Genomic DNA, 16219 nt, shown 5'->3' on the forward strand with positions numbered 1-16219 from the left:
TGTCAGCGCGGGGCGGTCCCCGACCGCCCTGTCTCCAGGTCAACAACCTCAGCTGCTGGGAGAGGCCCAGTGTCTCCCCTGGATGTAGACACCCGATAACCTCACTGCCCTGGACACCCCCATGATCAGAACACTCTGCCGCATGCTTGTGCTCGTGCTGCTCCTAAGCGGTAAAGCGGCCGCCGCAGACGCCCCCATCAAAATCACCAACAACACGGGATATCAGATCCAGTTCGTCTACGTTCTTTACCGAGGCGATTCCTGCCCCTCAGACGACATTCTGGGCAACGACGTACTCCCGGACGGCGCCAGTATCCTGTTGCAAAGCCCGACAGGAAATAGACAGCTGGAGGAGCTGACCGCACAGGACGAAGACGGGGACCGATATTCGATCCGGCCACCCATGGACATGGACGGCGAGATTGTCATTACCCTGGACAACTTGCAGTAGGACATCATATCCGCTCGACCAGGCTTGCCTACTGCCGCCGTAGCACTGCCCCCTGATACACCAGCGCCAGTACCACAGCCATCCCCGCCGGCACCAACAGCGCCCTGAACTGCCACTGGTCAAAGCCCAGCGCGCCGATCGTACCGCCCAGAATAAAACCGCCAATCAACAGCAGAAACAGGGTTGCCTTGCGCCGGTCCATAGGCACCCCGCGCAGACGCGCACCCAGCATGACGCCCAGATCAGTGAAGATGCCTGAAACGTGGGTGGTGCGAATGATGGCTCCACTGTAGGTAGTAACCATCGCGTTCTGCAGCCCACAGGCGGCCGACGCCAGATAGTGCCCGGCCAGACTGTTGCCCTGCAGAGCGAACATCGCCAGCACCAGCAACAGCGCTTCCACCAGCAACGCAACGCCATAGCGACGGCCATGCTCCAGCGCACTGCTGCCGATAAACAACCCGCTGAACGCCGCCCCCAACACAAAACTGAGCAGCACCAGCAACAGATGCAGCACTTCGGCAGACTGCAGGTGCGTCAGACCAACCCCGAGCAGCGTCGAGGTGCCGGTCAGGTGCGACACCGCCTGATGGCTGAAACCCAGCAGACCGACCGCGTTGACCACGCCGGCCATCAACGCAAGGGTAAAGGCACCCGCCTCAATCCAGGATGGCAATCTGGAAATCACGCTCCCCCCTCCTCCGGCAAAAAGCCCATCATACGCCCGATAGGCCCCGTTGGCCCGGCAGCGCTTCAGTTCGTCAACAGAGGACACCGCAAGCGTGGATATCCGTCGCCAACTGCGAGTAGAATCGCTGTTTTTCGAAATTTCGACAGGACACTCGCACATGGGTCGCGCTTATCAGAACCGCAAGGAATCCATGGCCAAAACGGCCGACGCCAAAACCAAGCTGTACAGCAAGTACGCACGGGAGATCTACGTTACCGCCAAGTCCGGCGGCGTCGACCCCGATGGCAACCTGGCGCTGCGCGGCCTGATTGATCGCGCCAAGAAGGACCAGGTCCCCGGCCACGTTATCGACAAGGCCATCGACAAGGCCAAGGGCGGCGGTGGCGAGGACTTCGCAAAGGCCCGCTATGAAGGCTTCGGCCCCGGTAACTGCATGGTGATCGTCGATTGCCTGACCGACAACCCGAACCGCACCTTCGCCGACGTGCGCAACTGCTTCACCAAGACCAAGAGCAAGATCGGCACCGAAGGCAGCGTCAGCCACATGTTCGATCACTGCGCGATCCTGGCCTTCAGGGGTGGCGACGAGGAAGCCACGCTGGAAGCCCTGATGATGGCCGACGTCGACGTCACCGACATCGAAAACGAAGACGGCGTAATCACCGTATTCGCCCCGCATACCGAATACTTCAAGGCCAAACAGGCGTTGATCGATACCTTCGGTGAGCTCGATTTCGAGGCCGACCTGATCCAGTTCGTGCCGCAGACCACCACCGAAATCAGCGGCGACGATGTTGCCATGTTCGAGAAGTTCACCGACATGCTTAACGATCTCGACGACGTGCAGAACATCTACCACAACGCCGAGTTCTGATCCCGCAGCGGGCGCCTGCGGGCGCCCGTCAGTTGCCCACGTTACGCAGCAAGACTGCAGCTGCAAACGCAGCCAGCACCACCAGCGTCACCACCCCGCTCACCAGTGACGACGCCCGCTTGCCTGCGCCCTTGCGCTGATCGGCAAACGCCTGTTCAACCTGCTCCAGGCTCAGCTGCTGCGCACCTTCCACAACCAGCACCTCACGAGCGCTGGCGCCCAACGCCAGTTCACGCAACACCCGCAACTCGACCTCGGTCAGGCCGCCTTCCAGGCAGTCGCGCTGCTGCATCACCAGACGCGGCGCGGCTGGAAACAACCGGTTGCCTGCGGCCTTGCGCAGTAACCACTGCAGGTACTTTTCAGCCAGTGCGAAGTCGCCAATCAGCACCCGAGGATGGTCGGTGACGCTGACCCGACGCATGCCCTCTTCGAGCGCCATGCTCAGCGCCTCGTGGCCCGCCGCGACAAACACCACCTTGCCAGCCTGATCACCCAGCACCACCAGAGGCGGCTCACTGATCACCTCGCCTGAGTGCAGATCACGCAGTTCGAAGCGGTCACGCCACAATTGCAGCAGATACAATCGATCCCCCAACAGTCGACGCAGGCTCATGCACGAACCTCCCGCGGATGCCCCGGATAAAACTTGAGCGCATCGGGTCGGCGCAAGCGCTGAAACGCCGCCACCTCCCAAGGCCGAATCGCCATGATCATGCTGACGCCAAAGCGCTGCTCCAGCGGCAGCACCAGGTCTTCCTGGTGGCTATGCCGAAACGCCTGGGCCAGACGCTGCAGCTTCTGGTGCATCTGCTCGGTGGATTGCGGCGACAGCATCCCGCTGAGGAACAGGCGCAGCTCGCCCGGGCGGTTGAAGTGACACTGGAAGAAATCACTCTGCACCTGCTGCTCGAAGAAGCGCTGGATCGGCCCGCCCTGCTGCCAGCGAAAATCATGACTGATCAGCGGCTTGATACGGTTGCCCGGCAGCAGCTCGATCAGCCCCATCCGATCCAGCCGCGCCAGGCGGCCCACCGCTTCCACCTCACTGAGCTGATAGGTATGGAGCATCTGCGCCAGACTCCAGCGATTCAGCGCGCAGATCGCCACCAGCAGCAGGCGGTCATCGCCCACCAGTTCCTGCTCCTGCTCGGCAGTCAGCGCATCGATGCGCTGGGCCTGATCCAGCCGGCGGACCAGATCGGTGATCTCCAGCCCCAGCAGCGCACAGATCTGATCCAGCCGCTGCAGCGAAAACTGCCGCTCGGAGAACAGCCGCTTGACGCTCGCCTCCGACAACTCAAGCGCCTCGGCAACCTGCTGATAGGTGATTCCACGCTCTTTCAGCGCGCCTTTCAAGGCCGCGACAATCGCTGCGGTCTGCGCCATATGACAATACCTTTACCAGTCTGGCCGAGCCCGGCCACCAAGAAGTATCGCCATGTAATACCTTAAGCGCCCCTCTGCGCAACCTTTTCGGTAACGCTGGCGCCGCCAATCAGGCCCGTGCACAGTCCGCTCCAGACGCAGCCACAACCCCCTGCGCACCCCACGTTCTGGAGGCAACACCATGGATACCGAGATCAACAGTAACTCCTCAGGCTGGATTTTCTTCGTCAAGGCGTCATTCGCGATTGCCCTGCTGGCAACCGGCGCGGGCGTGGTATTCGCGCCCACCGATCTGCTGGTCAAGGGCTACATGTCGGTCTGTGCGCTGTTTCTGGTCAGCACCACCATCACCCTGTCGAAAACCATGCGGGATGAACACGAAGGCAAGCGCATTCACAACCGCCTGTCCGAAGCCCGCGCCCAGCAACTGCTGAAAGAATATACGGAGTAACCGTCATGACACTCTGGAGAAAAGTAGGCACCCTGTTCCGCGCCAGCGCCCATGAACCGCTTGAACAGCTGGTCGACGCCAACGCCCTGCGCATCATGGAGCAGGAATTGCGCGACACCGAGCACGCCATGCTGCTGGCCAAGCGCGAGCTGGCCGGGCTGATGGCGACCATCAAGCAACTGCAGCGCAGCAACGAGCAGCTCAGCACCGACCTGGCCCAGCGCGAAGAACAGGCGCGGCAGGCACTGGCGCGAGATGAAGCCGGGCTGGCCTACGAGCTGGCCGAGTGGATCGCCGCGCAGGAGAACCAGTTGCAGCAACAGCGCCAGCAGGCCGAGCAGCTGCAGCGGCAGGAAACCAGTCTGCGCGAACAACTGCGCCGCGCGGCGCAGATGCACCAGCAGTATCGCCGCGAACTGCAGCTGGCACGGGCGAACCGCAGCGCCGAGCGCCTGCTGGGCAATCTCGGTCAGCAGACCCGTGGCCTGCAGGCCCACATGGGCGATCTGGCCAGTTCTCTGGAGCGCATTCGTCAACGTCAGGACAACGCCAGCGATGTCGGCGCCGCCCTCCAGCAATTGCAGGACGAGGACGACGGCAGTGCACTCGACCAGCGCCTGCAACGCGCCGGTATTGCCACCGGCAAGACCGACGCCAACAGCGTACTCGCCAGACTGCGGGGCAACACCAGCGCTAGCGAATAGGCAGCGCTATCAGGAAGGGCGACACCGGTCGCCCTTCCATAACTTTTTTATTCCTTAACTAACAATAAAGAATATTTAATCTATTCTTCAGCGGATGCCACAGTGGGTTCTCACCCCATCGGAGCCATCCCATGAAGCGCTTTGCCCCTCTTTTAGCCCCCATTCTGCTCGCTTGCAGCAGCCTGCTGTTTGCCGCCCCGGCTGTCGAACACCTGCGCCTTTCGGTGATACCCACCGCCGTGTCCAGCGGCGCCGCCGAGGCGATGGTGGTCAGTGGCGGACGCTGGACCACCGAGCGCCATCTGGTGCATGCCGCGGTGCTGATCGAACACCCCAAAGGCCGCTTTCTGTTCGACACCGGGCTGGGCCGTCAGACCGCCGAGGCCTTTGCCCGCAACAACTGGATCAACCGCACGCTGCTGGCCTACGAGCAGCTGAACCCGGCTCGCGACCAGCTGGAAGCGGCAGGCTACAGCGCTGACGATATCGACTTCATTCTGCCCAGCCACCTGCACTGGGATCACCTCGGCGGGTTGCCGGACTTCCCCGGCATTCCAGTAAAAGTGCTGCCCGGCGCACTGGAAGAAGCCCGCGACCACGGCGAGCCGCCAGCCTTTTTGGCCGAGCAGTTGGAGGGCCAACGCGAGTGGCAACAGATCGAACTGGACAACACGCCCTATCAGGGCTTTGAACGCAGCCTCGACCTGTTTGGCGACGGTCAGCTGATTCTGGTCGATCTGAGCGGCCATACCGCTGGCCAGGCCGGGCTGTTCGTCAATCTGCCCTCCGGCAAGCGCCTGTTTCTGATCGGCGATACCAGCTGGACCGAACGAGGCGTTGAACGGAACAAGCCACGGCCGGTATTCGTGCAATGGCTATCCCACGTCGACAGCGACCGCGAGCGCAATAGCCAGCAGCTCAAACACGTGCATGAGCTGCATCTACGCGATCCGGAGCTGCTGATCATTCCCGCCCACGACGAGTTCGTCGCGGCCGGGCTGGCCCGCTTTCCAGCCTTCGAGGAATAACGATGGATCTGCGCAGCCTGCGCTACTTCTGCGCCGCTGCCGAAGCCGGCAGCCTGACCGCGGCGGCCGAGCGCTGCCATGTCGCCCAGCCTTCCATCTCCAACGCCGTAGCCCAGCTGGAACAGGAGTTTGCCCTGCGGCTGTTCAGCCGCAGCAAGAGAGGCGTGACGCTCACGCCCGAGGGTGAGGCCTTCTATCAGGAGGCCGCGCGCCTGCTTGGCAGCGCCGGCGAAATGGAGCAACGCTTCAAGCGCGTCGAGCGCCCCACCCTGTCGGTCGGTATCAACGCCAGCCTGGCCAGTCGCGACAGCGGCTACCTGCTGCAGCTGACCGCCGGCAGGCTCACGGACTATCGCCTGCAGGTACGCAGCCAGCCTGCTCAAAGTGCAGACCTCTGGCTGCTGAGTGAACGGCAGGTGCCAGCCGGCTACCACTTTATTGCGCTGCTGGAACAGGAGTACCGGCTGCTGCTGCCCCGCGGCTGGTCCCTCAATCAGCCTCTTGAGCTGGAACAGGCTACCCAATATCCATGGATCGACCGGCTCGACTGCGAACTGCGCAGCGCCTTCCTGGAGCGCCTGCCCGAGTTGGCCGACCATGCCAGCCTGCAGGTGGATACCGAAGACCTGGCCCTGAGCCTGGTGCAGCACCGCCAGGGGGCAACCGTTATGGCGGTCAGCGACGACATCGACCTGCTGAGCCCGGCCATCGACAGCCACTCTCTGCGCGGACTGGTACCCGAGACGCTGCGTCATCGCCAGTTGGGGCTGGCCTGCCGGGCTGAACTGGCAGACAGCATCATTGCCGCTTTCGGCTAGCACCCTCTTTTCGCCCCTGCGCCGCTGGCCTACACTCGACTGATGGCTCTGACACCCGATGCTGACCCGCTCTATCAAGCCGCCCGCAACCGCGTGCGTGCCGCCCTGCTGCCAATCGTCAACGGAGCTGCACCGGATGCCGACGCAGTTCACCAGTTACGCGTCTGCTGCAAGCGCTTGAGGGCGCTGCTGCAGCTGTACCGCCCGTATGCAGGGCACCAACGGTTGCGCCAGTTGGACCAGCAGCTCAGACAGATCGCCAAAACGCTGGCCGGCAGCCGCGATCTGCACGTACAGCAGCAACTGATCAAACAACTTGCCAGCACGCTGGACACACCGCTGAGCCCCGCACTCAACAGCCGGCTGCTGCAGGCATCACATGCCCGTGCGCCGAGCAGCACCGACAGCGAGCATCTGATCGCTGCCTTCGCCGCCGTTCTGGCCGACTGGCCCCATTCGGCCACTGGCGCAGCCGACCATTGGCAGATTGGCCTGCAGCGCACCATCAAACGCGCGCGCAAACTTGCTCGCAGCGCCTGCAACAGTGATCAGGATGCGCTTTATCACCGCTGTCGCAAATGGATCAAATACGCGCTGTATCAGCGCGAACAACTGCACGATGCGCGCCTGCCGGCCGATCGCCAGATGACACTGCTGACGCGCCTGGGTGAGCGACTGGGCGAGCTGCAGGATCTTTGCAACCTGGAAGCACAGCTCCAGCGCTCCCCCGCCTCGACAGACAGAGATGCGCTGGCCGCTCGACTGGAACAGCGCAAGCATCACTGCAAACGCCGTATTATCCGGCTGTTTATACGGACATTCGGTCGCGGCGGGTTCCGCTGCTGATCCGGTAAGCTGTTATTCAAGGAGACCCTGATGGATTGGCGAGGCAGACGGCGAAGCAGCAATATCGAAGACCGCAGAGGCGATAGCATCTCCAGCGCCGGTGCCGGCGGTGCGCTGCTGCTGCGCTTGATTCCCATGCTGATCGGCACCCGCGGCGGCCGCTGGATTCTCGCCATTGGCGCAGTCGCCATCATCGGCGGCAAGATGCTCGGTATCGACCTGCTGCCCCTGCTGCTCGGTGGCGGCCAGCCGGTGACGCAACAGGGCCAGCAACCGCTCTCCCCCGCCGAGCAGGAGCTGACCGAATTCGTCAGCGTGGTGCTGGCCGACACCGAGACCACGTGGCATCAGGTTTTCCAGCGCATCGGCCGGCAGTATCAGGAGCCCAAGCTGGTGCTGTTTTCCAACCGCGTGCAGTCCGCCTGCGGCAGCGCCAGTTCGGCTGTTGGCCCGTTTTACTGCCCGGGCGATCAGCAGGTCTATCTGGATCTGGCGTTCTTCAACGACATGAAACAGCAGCTCGGCGCCCCCGGCGACTTCGCTCAGGCCTACGTCATCGCCCATGAAGTGGGCCACCACGTGCAAACCCTGCTGGGCATCAGCCAGAAGGTGCGTCAGGCAGGCGCCGGCCGCAGCCAGGCCGAGGTAAATGCGCTGTCAGTCCGTCAGGAGCTGCAGGCCGATTGCTTTGCCGGCCTCTGGGGCCACGCCGCCAACCGCGAACGCCAGCTGCTGGACCCGGATGATCTGGATGAAGCCCTGACCGCCGCCAGTGCCATCGGCGATGACCGCCTGCAGCGCCAGGCGGGTCAGGATGTGGTGCCGGACAGCTTCACCCATGGCACCTCGGCGCAGCGGGTGAAATGGTTCAAGCGCGGCTTCGACAGCGGCGACATCACCGCCTGCGACACCTTCGCCGGGCCGATCTGAGCCCGGTTGCGACTGCACCGAGTCGCGCATGGCCGCCCGGCCAGCCAGCCAGCACTCTGCAATCCGACCGGCACAGACGATAACCCTGCGCCTGGCTTCCAATCGATCGGAGTCACACAAAGACACAAGACCCGCCGCCATTCCGGATGTACAATCGCCACCCCGCAGGAGAGAGGGCTCAGCCCCGCCGAAGGCGCAAACTCCCATAAACGCTCAGGCACAGGCACTGTGGACACGATTAACGCCGTCTGGAGAGAGGCTGCATGGCAGCCCACCGAAGGGGCAAGCAGGGTATGACCCTGTAAACTCTCAGGTATCAAGGACAGGGGGAGAGGCTACGCAAACGCAGGAGAACTGTGTGCTGACCTCTGTCTATATCATCGCCATCACCGCCGAAGCCATGTCCGGAGCCCTTGCCGCGGGCAGACGCAACATGGACTTTTTCGGTGTCGCCGTTATCGCCTTTTTAACCGCCCTGGGTGGTGGTACCGTCCGGGACATTCTGCTCGGCAACTTCCCGATCACCTGGACCCAGCATCCCCTTTACATCTACATCACCATCACCGGTGGCCTGGCAACCATAGTGCTGGCGCGCTTCATGCGTCACCTCCACCAGCTTTTTCTGGTGCTCGACGCCATCGGCCTTGTCGCCTTCACCGTCATTGGCTGCAATGTCGCGCTGAGACTGGGCTACGACACAGTAGTGGTGGTTATGGCCGGCATCATCACCGGTATCTTCGGCGGTATTATCCGCGACATCATGTGCAATAGAATGCCCCAGGTGTTGCGTCATGAACTCTACGCCAGCGTCTCGCTGGTCGTCGCTCTGCTCTATCTCGCCCTGCGACATCAGGGTGTCAACGAAAGCGTCAACCTGCTGGCTGCCTTCAGCGTGGGCCTGTTGCTGAGAATGTCAGCGATTCGCTGGAAACTGTCGCTGCCGGTGTTCAGCTACGCCAAATCCCAGTGGGACTGATGAGCGAAATCGCCAGCAAGGGCCTCACTGGCTGCGATGCCTGTCGGGCCGACCTGATCGTCGTCAGGGCCGTGCTGGTCGCGAACCGAACCAGCGCGACCAGCGGGCGTTAACCCAGAGCGACAGCCCGATCACCGCGGAGCCCGCTGCAAGTCGCAGCAGGTCAGCATCGTGATTCCAGATCAGAAGATTGACCAGCAGCCCCGCCGGCACCAGCGCATTGTTCATGATGCCCAGGGTGCCGGCGTCCACCTGAGCTGCACCCCGGTTCCAGAACAGAAAGCCAATTCCGGAAGCGACCAGCCCCAGCCAGACCAGCACCGACCACTGCAGCGCGGTGTGCGGCAGGCGCTCCGGGTTGCCGAGCAGCAGCCAGGCCGGCAGCATGACCATCAGCGCGCCAATAAAGAACAGGCCAAATCCGCGCCACTGCTGGGTTGAGGTCAGCTCATAACGACGCACCAGATGAGCATAGCCTACCTGCCCGGCGGCGAAGGTAAAGTTGGCCAGCTGCAGAATCAGAAAGCCGCGGATAAAGCTGTCGCTGAGCCCGTCGTAGCGCATGATTCCGGCACCAAGCACCGCAATCGCGGCGGCGACCAGAGGCCCCAGACTGAAACGCCGGTTCAGCAGATCATCAATCAGCGCCACGTGCAGTGGCGTAAAAATGGTGAACAGCAGCACCTCGGGCACAGAGATGTACTCGAAGGACTGGTACAGGCAAATATAGGTGACACCGAACTGCAACGCACCAACCACCAGCAGCCCCGGCACCACCGGGCGCGGCAACAATCGAATACGCAGCAGCGGGAGAAACAGCAGCCCGGCCAGCATGGCCCGCGTCAGCACGGCAAAATAGCTGTCGACCTGCCCGGCCAGATACTCGCCGATGAGGCTGAAGGAAACCGCCCATAACAGGGTTACCGCAACAAGATAAGGCATCACCGCTCCACACAGGCCAGATGGGCGGGGAGTATAGCGGTTTCAGGTCAACGGCTGCTGCCTCACGCGCCTGCTCAGCACCCCATGCAGCATCACCGGCAACAGGGTCAGGGTAACCAGGGTGGCACCGAGTATGCCCGCCATGACAATCACACCGACACCACGATAGAGCTCGGTACCGGCGCCAGGCAGAAATACCAGCGGCGCAATCCCGCAGAGGGTGGTCAAGGTTGAAATGGCAATTGGTCGCAGGCGCGCCTCAACCGCCTCACGAACGGCCTCGACCGGCGTCATGCCCTGATGATCAAGATTATCGATGGCGCGATCCACAATCAGGATCGGATTGTTCACGACCGTACCCATCAGAATCAGAAAGCCCAGCATGGTGATCATGTCCAGCGGCTGACTGAAGCCACCCAGCCCCGCTGCTGCCAATGCGGAACCGGCCAGATTCAGCAGCGCCAGCCCGGCCAGCCCGCCAGCCATGCCCAGCGGAATGCTGACCATGATCAATAACGGGTAACCCCAATGGCGGAAGATCGCCACCAGCAGCAGAAAGACAATCACCAACGCCGCCAGGTAGTTGCTGCCCAGCGACTCGCGGGTGGCATCCAGCTGGTCGGCGGCACCCGAGATCGACAGGCTAACCCCCAACGGTACCTGCCCTTGGGCTCGCAGATACTCGACCAGCTCGGTACGCACCTGCTCGACTCCCGCCTCCAGAGGGACAGAACGCGGCGGGATGATATTCAGCGTCAGGGTGCGACGGCCGTCTACCCGGCGCACCACGCTGGTGTCGACCTCCTCTTCGATACGCGCAAGCGAGGACAGAGGCAGCACCTGGCCGCTCGGTGTGTATAAGGTAAGACCGCGCAGGGTCTGCAGGTCGGGCTGCAGAGCCATCGCGTTGTAGAAGTAGATGTCGACCTTGTCGTCGTCCTGAAAGTAATCGCCGACATAACTGCCATTGGTCAGGGCCGACACCGCAAACCCCATTTGCTCGGCGTCCAGTCCCAGCTCGGCGGCGCGCTCCCAGTCCGGATAAATCTGCAGCAGAGGCTGCGCCAGGCTGAGGTTGGAGGGCTGGGTCTGAACCGACGGATCCTCGAAGATTTCACCAGCCCGGTCGTAGGCCAGACGAGCCACTTCGTAGAGACTGGCGAGATCCGGACCGGAAATATCCAGGTTGATGCTGCGCGTACCACCGTTATTGCTGCTGATAATCGAGCCCCGGGTAGCGAACGCGCGCATACCCGGGTACGTACGAAAATGCTCGACCAGTGCACGCATCAGCGCATCAATGTCTGCCGGGTCCGCAGGCACACCAATCATCCACAACCCTTCAGTCGAAACGTTCACCATCAGCATGGCGATTGGGGGCACCGGACTATCAGCGTCCTCAGCCGCGGCGGCCTGGGTAAAGGGCAGAAAGTGCGCCTGAACCTGATCCGCAATCTGTTGCATGCTGGCCAGGTTATAGCCGGGCGGCGCGTTCATCATGGCGAAGGTCTTGGCCTCCTCGCCTTCAGGCAGATACTCGGCTGGCGGCGTCAGCGTCAGCACAATCAGCAGGCTGCCCCCCATAACTACCGCGGCGCAAAGCAAGCGGCGCCGGGCGCTGGCCAGCAGCCAGCCCACCAGATCAGCACAGCGGCGGGCCAGCCGGCCCTGTTCGCTGGCGGGCTCCAACTCGCCGCCGCGCAGCCTCGCACAGGCTGCAGGCACGGCAGTTATTGCAACCAGCATGGAAACCAGAATCGCCGAGGTAATGGCAATGGCAATGTCCGAATACAGCTGCCCTGCCTCTTCACGGATAAACATCACCGGCAGAAACACCATGACCGTCGTCAGTGTCGAGGCCAGAATCGCGGGCCAGACCCTGCTTACCCCGGCTACCGCAGCACGCAGCCGATCCAGACCGCGCCGGCGCTCCAGTTCAATGCTCTCCAGCACCACAATACTGTTGTCCAGCGTCATGCCAATGGCGAAGGCGACTCCGGCCAGGGAAATCACGTTGATCGTACGCCCGGTCAGCATCAGGCCAAGAAAGGCGGCAATGGTGCAGATCGGAATCCCCATGACGCCAATCAGCGTTACCCGCCAGGAACGCAGAAACAGATACATGATCACCGACGCCAGCAAAGCGCCAAGGATCAGGTTTTTCCAGACATTGACCACCGAGTCACGGACATAGACCACGTCATCGGAATTCAGCCTGATCTGCATACCCTGCGGGTTAAGCAACTCCTGATTGACCAGCGCCATCTCGGCGAGCATGGCCTGCTTGATGGCAATCACATTGGAGCCGCTTTCTCGCCTGACAGCCAGACTGACAACGGGGGCGCCATTGACGTAGCTGCGCTGAACAATACGCGCGTGATCAAGCGTGACATCGGCCAGATCCTGCAGACGAATCAGGCTGTCTCCCCGTCGCTCAACCACCAGTTGGCGAATATCGTCCAGGCTCTCGAAACGGCCGACGGTACGCAGCAAAAACCGTCGCTTGCCGCTATCAATCTCGCCACCGGAAACATCCCGGTTTCGCGACCGCAGCGCGTCACGCACCGCGGCAGGCGTCAGACCGTGCAACGCCAGCCGTTCGGGGTACAGGCGAACCTGTACCTGACGGGCCGCACCACCACGCACATCCACCTGGGCGACACCGTTGACCGCCGATAGTCTCGGACGAACGTTGTCTTCGATGTAATCGCGCACCATATCCATATCCAGGTTACGCGGATTACCCTCCAGCGGTGATACCGCCAGGTACATGAAAGCATTGGCAGAGAAGGACGTCGCGTTGACCGACGGCTGATCCACATTCTCGGGGTAACCCGACACCTGCGTGAGGGCATTGTTGACGCGTATCAGCGTCTCGTTCAGATCAACGCCAAAGGGAAAGTCCAGTTCGATCTCGGCCCAGCCGGTCCCGGCAACCGACGTTATTCGCTCGAGATTGGGCAGGTTACGCAAAAACTCTTCCTGCTCGACCAGAATTTCCTTCTCGATATCCTGCGGCGTCGCACCGGGCCACCGGGTTTCAACAGTCACCGTGCGGGTTTCCAGGTCCGGAATCATCTGCACGGGAATCCGCAGCGCCGCCATGGTACCCAGCACGCAGAGAATCAGCAGCGCGACGGTCACCAGAATGCCGTGGCGAGTAATGGCCTGAAACATGTCAGTCGGCCTCGTGGTTGAGCAGGTTGAGCAACTGCCCTTCGCGCAGGCTCTCGTTACCTTCAACGACTACCAGCTCTCCGGCCTCCAGGCCCTCTCGCACCTCGACCACCCCGTCAAATGCCAGTCCGGGCCGGACCTGCTGCTCCCGGGCCCGCCACTGGCCTGCTTCGTTGACGGCCCGCCAAACAGCCACGCGGCCGTCAACCTGCCTAAGCAGCGCATCGCGGGAGACTACGACGCCCTGTTGCTGCTGATCCAGCAACAGCTCGCCCTGCACCGACATCCCGGGAATCAGGCCAGCAATATCGTCGGGCAGCGCAATACGCAGCAAAAAGGTGCGCGCCTGCTGACTGCTTAACGGGATGCGCGCGGTTACCGGCAACACAAAATCTTCTCCGGGGTGACCCTCGAACTGCAACTCGACCCGACTGCCTGGCTCGGCACGGGCATAGAAGCGCTGCGGCACCTGAAGGTCGGCGCGAAGCTGCTGCAGGGTGATCAACTCCAGCACCCCGGTCCCGGGCTCGACCCACTCGCCCAGCTCAGTCAGGCGTCGACTGATCACGCCACTGAAGGGAGCCTCCAGCCGGTGCCGGCGCGCCAGCGCCTCTCGCCGTTGCAGGCCGGCACGCGCCCCCGCCAACGCCGCATCGGCCTGCGCAACGGCGGCTTCCAGGCCGCGCACCTCGCTGGCGGCAATACTGCGGCGCTCTGCCAGCGTACTGGCCTCGCTGAGCCGCCGCTGCGCGTCATCAAGCGTGCTGCCCAGACGCGCAACCTCGGCCCGGTCGCGATCCAGATCACGCTGTACAAGCTCGTCATCCAGCGTCATCAACAGCGCGCCCTTCTCAATCCGCTGGCCCTCCTCCACCGGCAGCCCGGAAACCCGTCCCTCCACTTCCGCAGACAACGTAGCGACCCGCGCCGTGGAGACACTGCCGCTGACCGGCACCACCTCCACCAGCGGCTGCAGCGTAGTGGTCGCAACCCGCACCGGCACAGCGGTCTCGGCACGCGCCAGAGGCATCAGCAGCAGCAGGCAAACAGCAAGGACAGAGCGCAGCACAGGAGGAGCCTCCGACAACTTCAAAGTGAATCAGCATGCCAGAAATGAAAAAACACACCTACAACAAAGCAGGTGAGGATGTTTCACGATATGGCGGAGGACAAACCGGCCAAAAATAACATTGCACACAATCTACATTGTGTTAGCATGCAAAACTTAATTGCGTGCAATCTATATTTTCATTACCGGAGACTCCTTATGTCCATTGAACAGGTTATCTATCGCGCTTCTGCAGAAGCTACCGGTGGCCGTGACGGTCGTGCCATTTCCTCCGACGGTGTACTGGATATCGAATTGACTACGCCAAGGGAAACGCTGCACAAATCAGCCCTCTGCCTGATTACGCAGCCCTGAGTATAATCACCAGACACTGCCACTACCTCAGCCAAGCCACCCGATGAAGCAGATCACCTTCGCCCAAGCCGAGCATCAGAACAAGAAAAAGGTTACCCGCCGGGAACGCTTCCTGGCTGAGATGAATGTACTGGTGCCCTGGCAGCGCCTGCTGGATGCCCTGTCGCCCTCATATTACCCAGACGCTGCCGGCAAGCGTGGCCGTCCACCGACTCCGCTAGACCGGATGCTGCGAATCTACTTCCTGCAGCAGTGGTACGGCCTGGCTGATGAAGCCCTTGAGGATGCGATTTACGACAGTCAGGCGATGCGTGATTTCGTTGGTATCGATCTCTCCATCGAAAGCGTACCGGATGCCACAACACTGCTGCGTTTCCGCCACCTGCTGGAAAGACATTCGCTGACGCAGCGGATCTTCGAAGAGATCAACGCCAGTCTGGCAGAACGTGGTTTGTTCATGCGCGAAGGGACCATTGTCGATGCCACCATCATTGCCGCTGCACCTTCTACCAAGAACAAGGCCAAGCAGCGTGATCCGGCGATGAAGCAGACACGCAAAGGCAACCAGTGGTATTTCGGCATGAAAGCCCATATCGGTGTCGATGCAGCCACCGGTCTGACGCACAGCCTGGTGGCGACCTCGGCCAACCAGGCGGACATCACGGTAGCCGAGCAGCTATTGCGTGACGACAAGGAACCGATCTATGCCGATGCCGGTTACACGGGTCTGGGCAAGCGCCTTTGTGGGGATGATGACACGCTCCCTCCGCTGCGGATTGCTGCACGGCGCAGCACCATCAAGAAAATGGAAGATGGCCCGGAGAAGCAGATATTGCAACGCATTGAGCACTGCAAGGCGAGCATCCGCGCCAAGGTGGAACACCCGTTCCATGTGATCAAGAATCTGTTTGGTCACCGCAAGGTGCGCTACCGGGGCATGGAGAAGAATCAGGCCCAGCTGTTCAGTCTGTTTGCACTGGCCAATCTGGTGTTGGCCAAGCGGTGTTATGCGGTGACAGACGGGGTTATTGCGTCTTGAACTCCGGTAGTCGGGTGGAAATAGGCCAAAATGGCCAGAGTTGAAGGCGATTTGCGGAGCAATGTCGCCAAGAACAGGTTCGCTGCATCAAAAATTCAGTTGATCGACACCGGTAATGCGCAAATCTGAATTGATCAGCGATTCCCAAGGGAGTTGGGCGGCGCAGGTGGTCAGGGCACCAACCCGGAGCAGCTGTTTGCTGCAGGCTATTCGGCCTGTTTCATTGGTGCGATGAAGTTTGTCGCAGGCCGCGACAAGCTGCCCATGCCGGCTGATGCGTCGGTTGAGGGGGTGGTCGGTATCGGTCAGATTCCGCAGGGCTTCGGCATTGAAGTCGAACTGCGCGTCAGCCTGCCGGGCATGCCCGCAGAGCAAGCCGAGCAGCTGATCGAGCGCGCCCATCAGGTCTGCCCCTACTCCAACGCCACCCGCGGCAATATTGATGTGATCCTGATCCGGGTCGAGTAACGCACAAACAAC

The 16219-nt window shown here is 61.8% G+C and carries 16 protein-coding genes, 2 pseudogenes and 1 riboswitch; of the genes and pseudogenes, 12 read left to right on the plus strand and 6 right to left on the minus strand.

The annotated features are described in order from the left end of the window. Positions 1-121: 121 nt before the first annotated feature. A complete protein-coding gene (locus ACZ5WQ_RS10020) occupies positions 122-451 on the plus strand; it encodes a hypothetical protein (protein ID WP_228245094.1) in 330 nt (109 codons plus the stop codon). A 28-nt stretch (positions 452-479) separates the two neighbouring features. Here ACZ5WQ_RS10020 and ACZ5WQ_RS10025 read toward each other — a convergent pair whose 3' ends face one another. Then, on the minus strand, positions 480-1139 hold the full coding sequence (locus tag ACZ5WQ_RS10025) for a YoaK family protein (protein WP_285677586.1): 660 nt from the start codon (positions 1137-1139) through the stop codon (positions 480-482). Between the two features lie 160 nt (positions 1140-1299). Between ACZ5WQ_RS10025 and ACZ5WQ_RS10030 the strand changes: the two genes are divergently transcribed. After that, positions 1300-2016 carry a YebC/PmpR family DNA-binding transcriptional regulator gene (locus ACZ5WQ_RS10030; protein ID WP_228245092.1) on the plus strand — a complete coding sequence of 239 codons (717 nt, stop codon included), beginning with the start codon at positions 1300-1302 and terminating at the stop codon, positions 2014-2016. A 28-nt stretch (positions 2017-2044) separates the two neighbouring features. On the opposite strand, the gene ACZ5WQ_RS10035 is transcribed toward ACZ5WQ_RS10030, so the two are convergent. Then, positions 2045-2632, minus strand: a complete 588-nt coding sequence (locus ACZ5WQ_RS10035; protein ID WP_228245091.1) for an acetate and sugar kinases/Hsc70/actin family protein — start codon at positions 2630-2632, stop codon at positions 2045-2047. Further along, on the minus strand, positions 2629-3405 hold the full coding sequence (locus ACZ5WQ_RS10040) for a helix-turn-helix domain-containing protein (protein WP_228245090.1): 777 nt from the start codon (positions 3403-3405) through the stop codon (positions 2629-2631). Before ACZ5WQ_RS10040 ends, ACZ5WQ_RS10035 begins: the two co-directional genes overlap by 4 nt. A gap of 181 nt (positions 3406-3586) precedes the next feature. On the opposite strand from ACZ5WQ_RS10040, the gene ACZ5WQ_RS10045 reads away from it, so the two are divergent. From ACZ5WQ_RS10045 to ACZ5WQ_RS10075, 7 genes are all read left to right on the plus strand, one after another. Continuing rightward, positions 3587-3856 (plus strand): YiaA/YiaB family inner membrane protein, encoded by a 270-nt coding sequence (locus ACZ5WQ_RS10045; RefSeq protein WP_088273300.1) that lies wholly within the window; start codon positions 3587-3589, stop codon positions 3854-3856. A 5-nt stretch (positions 3857-3861) separates the two neighbouring features. Beyond that, positions 3862-4560, plus strand: coding sequence for a PspA/IM30 family protein (locus tag ACZ5WQ_RS10050; RefSeq protein ID WP_464382256.1), 699 nt, complete (start codon positions 3862-3864; stop codon positions 4558-4560). 131 nt (positions 4561-4691) lie between these two features. Beyond that, entirely contained in the window at positions 4692-5588 is an 897-nt protein-coding gene (locus tag ACZ5WQ_RS10055; protein WP_464382257.1) for an MBL fold metallo-hydrolase, read from the plus strand. A gap of 2 nt (positions 5589-5590) precedes the next feature. After that, positions 5591-6406 (plus strand): LysR family transcriptional regulator, encoded by an 816-nt coding sequence (locus ACZ5WQ_RS10060; RefSeq protein ID WP_464382258.1) that lies wholly within the window; start codon positions 5591-5593, stop codon positions 6404-6406. Positions 6407-6448: 42 nt separating this feature from the next. Continuing rightward, a complete protein-coding gene (locus tag ACZ5WQ_RS10065; RefSeq protein ID WP_088273296.1) occupies positions 6449-7252 on the plus strand; it encodes a CHAD domain-containing protein in 804 nt (267 codons plus the stop codon). Positions 7253-7282: 30 nt separating this feature from the next. Continuing rightward, a complete protein-coding gene (gene ypfJ / locus ACZ5WQ_RS10070) occupies positions 7283-8182 on the plus strand; it encodes a KPN_02809 family neutral zinc metallopeptidase (protein ID WP_269686816.1) in 900 nt (299 codons plus the stop codon). Positions 8183-8420: 238 nt separating this feature from the next. Further along, a riboswitch (glycine riboswitch) is annotated at positions 8421-8518 on the plus strand. Positions 8519-8540: 22 nt separating this feature from the next. Beyond that, positions 8541-9158 (plus strand): trimeric intracellular cation channel family protein, encoded by a 618-nt coding sequence (locus tag ACZ5WQ_RS10075; RefSeq protein WP_096003102.1) that lies wholly within the window; start codon positions 8541-8543, stop codon positions 9156-9158. 63 nt (positions 9159-9221) lie between these two features. On the opposite strand, the gene ACZ5WQ_RS10080 is transcribed toward ACZ5WQ_RS10075, so the two are convergent. Genes ACZ5WQ_RS10080 through ACZ5WQ_RS10090 form a run of 3 tightly spaced genes read right to left on the minus strand, consistent with a single transcriptional unit; the run spans position 9222 to position 14346 of the window. Further along, positions 9222-10100 (minus strand): carboxylate/amino acid/amine transporter, encoded by an 879-nt coding sequence (locus ACZ5WQ_RS10080; protein ID WP_464382259.1) that lies wholly within the window; start codon positions 10098-10100, stop codon positions 9222-9224. 42 nt (positions 10101-10142) lie between these two features. Further along, the gene (locus ACZ5WQ_RS10085) at positions 10143-13277 is read right to left on the minus strand and encodes an efflux RND transporter permease subunit (RefSeq protein ID WP_285677578.1); all 3135 of its coding nucleotides are present in this window, start codon (positions 13275-13277) and stop codon (positions 10143-10145) included. A gap of 1 nt (position 13278) precedes the next feature. Then, positions 13279-14346, minus strand: coding sequence for an efflux RND transporter periplasmic adaptor subunit (locus ACZ5WQ_RS10090; protein WP_285677577.1), 1068 nt, complete (start codon positions 14344-14346; stop codon positions 13279-13281). 198 nt (positions 14347-14544) lie between these two features. On the opposite strand from ACZ5WQ_RS10090, the pseudogene ACZ5WQ_RS10095 reads away from it, so the two are divergent. The 3 genes and pseudogenes from ACZ5WQ_RS10095 to ACZ5WQ_RS10105 all read left to right on the plus strand — a co-directional run. Beyond that, a pseudogene (locus tag ACZ5WQ_RS10095) lies at positions 14545-14658 on the plus strand (organic hydroperoxide resistance protein); the annotation flags it as partial. Between the two features lie 85 nt (positions 14659-14743). Continuing rightward, on the plus strand, positions 14744-15739 hold the full coding sequence (locus ACZ5WQ_RS10100) for an IS5 family transposase (RefSeq protein ID WP_173603223.1): 996 nt from the start codon (positions 14744-14746) through the stop codon (positions 15737-15739). A gap of 144 nt (positions 15740-15883) precedes the next feature. Further along, positions 15884-16207: pseudogene (locus ACZ5WQ_RS10105) on the plus strand (organic hydroperoxide resistance protein); the annotation flags it as partial. Positions 16208-16219: the final 12 nt, after the last annotated feature.

The organism is Halopseudomonas sp. T1L2 (assembly GCF_055397385.1).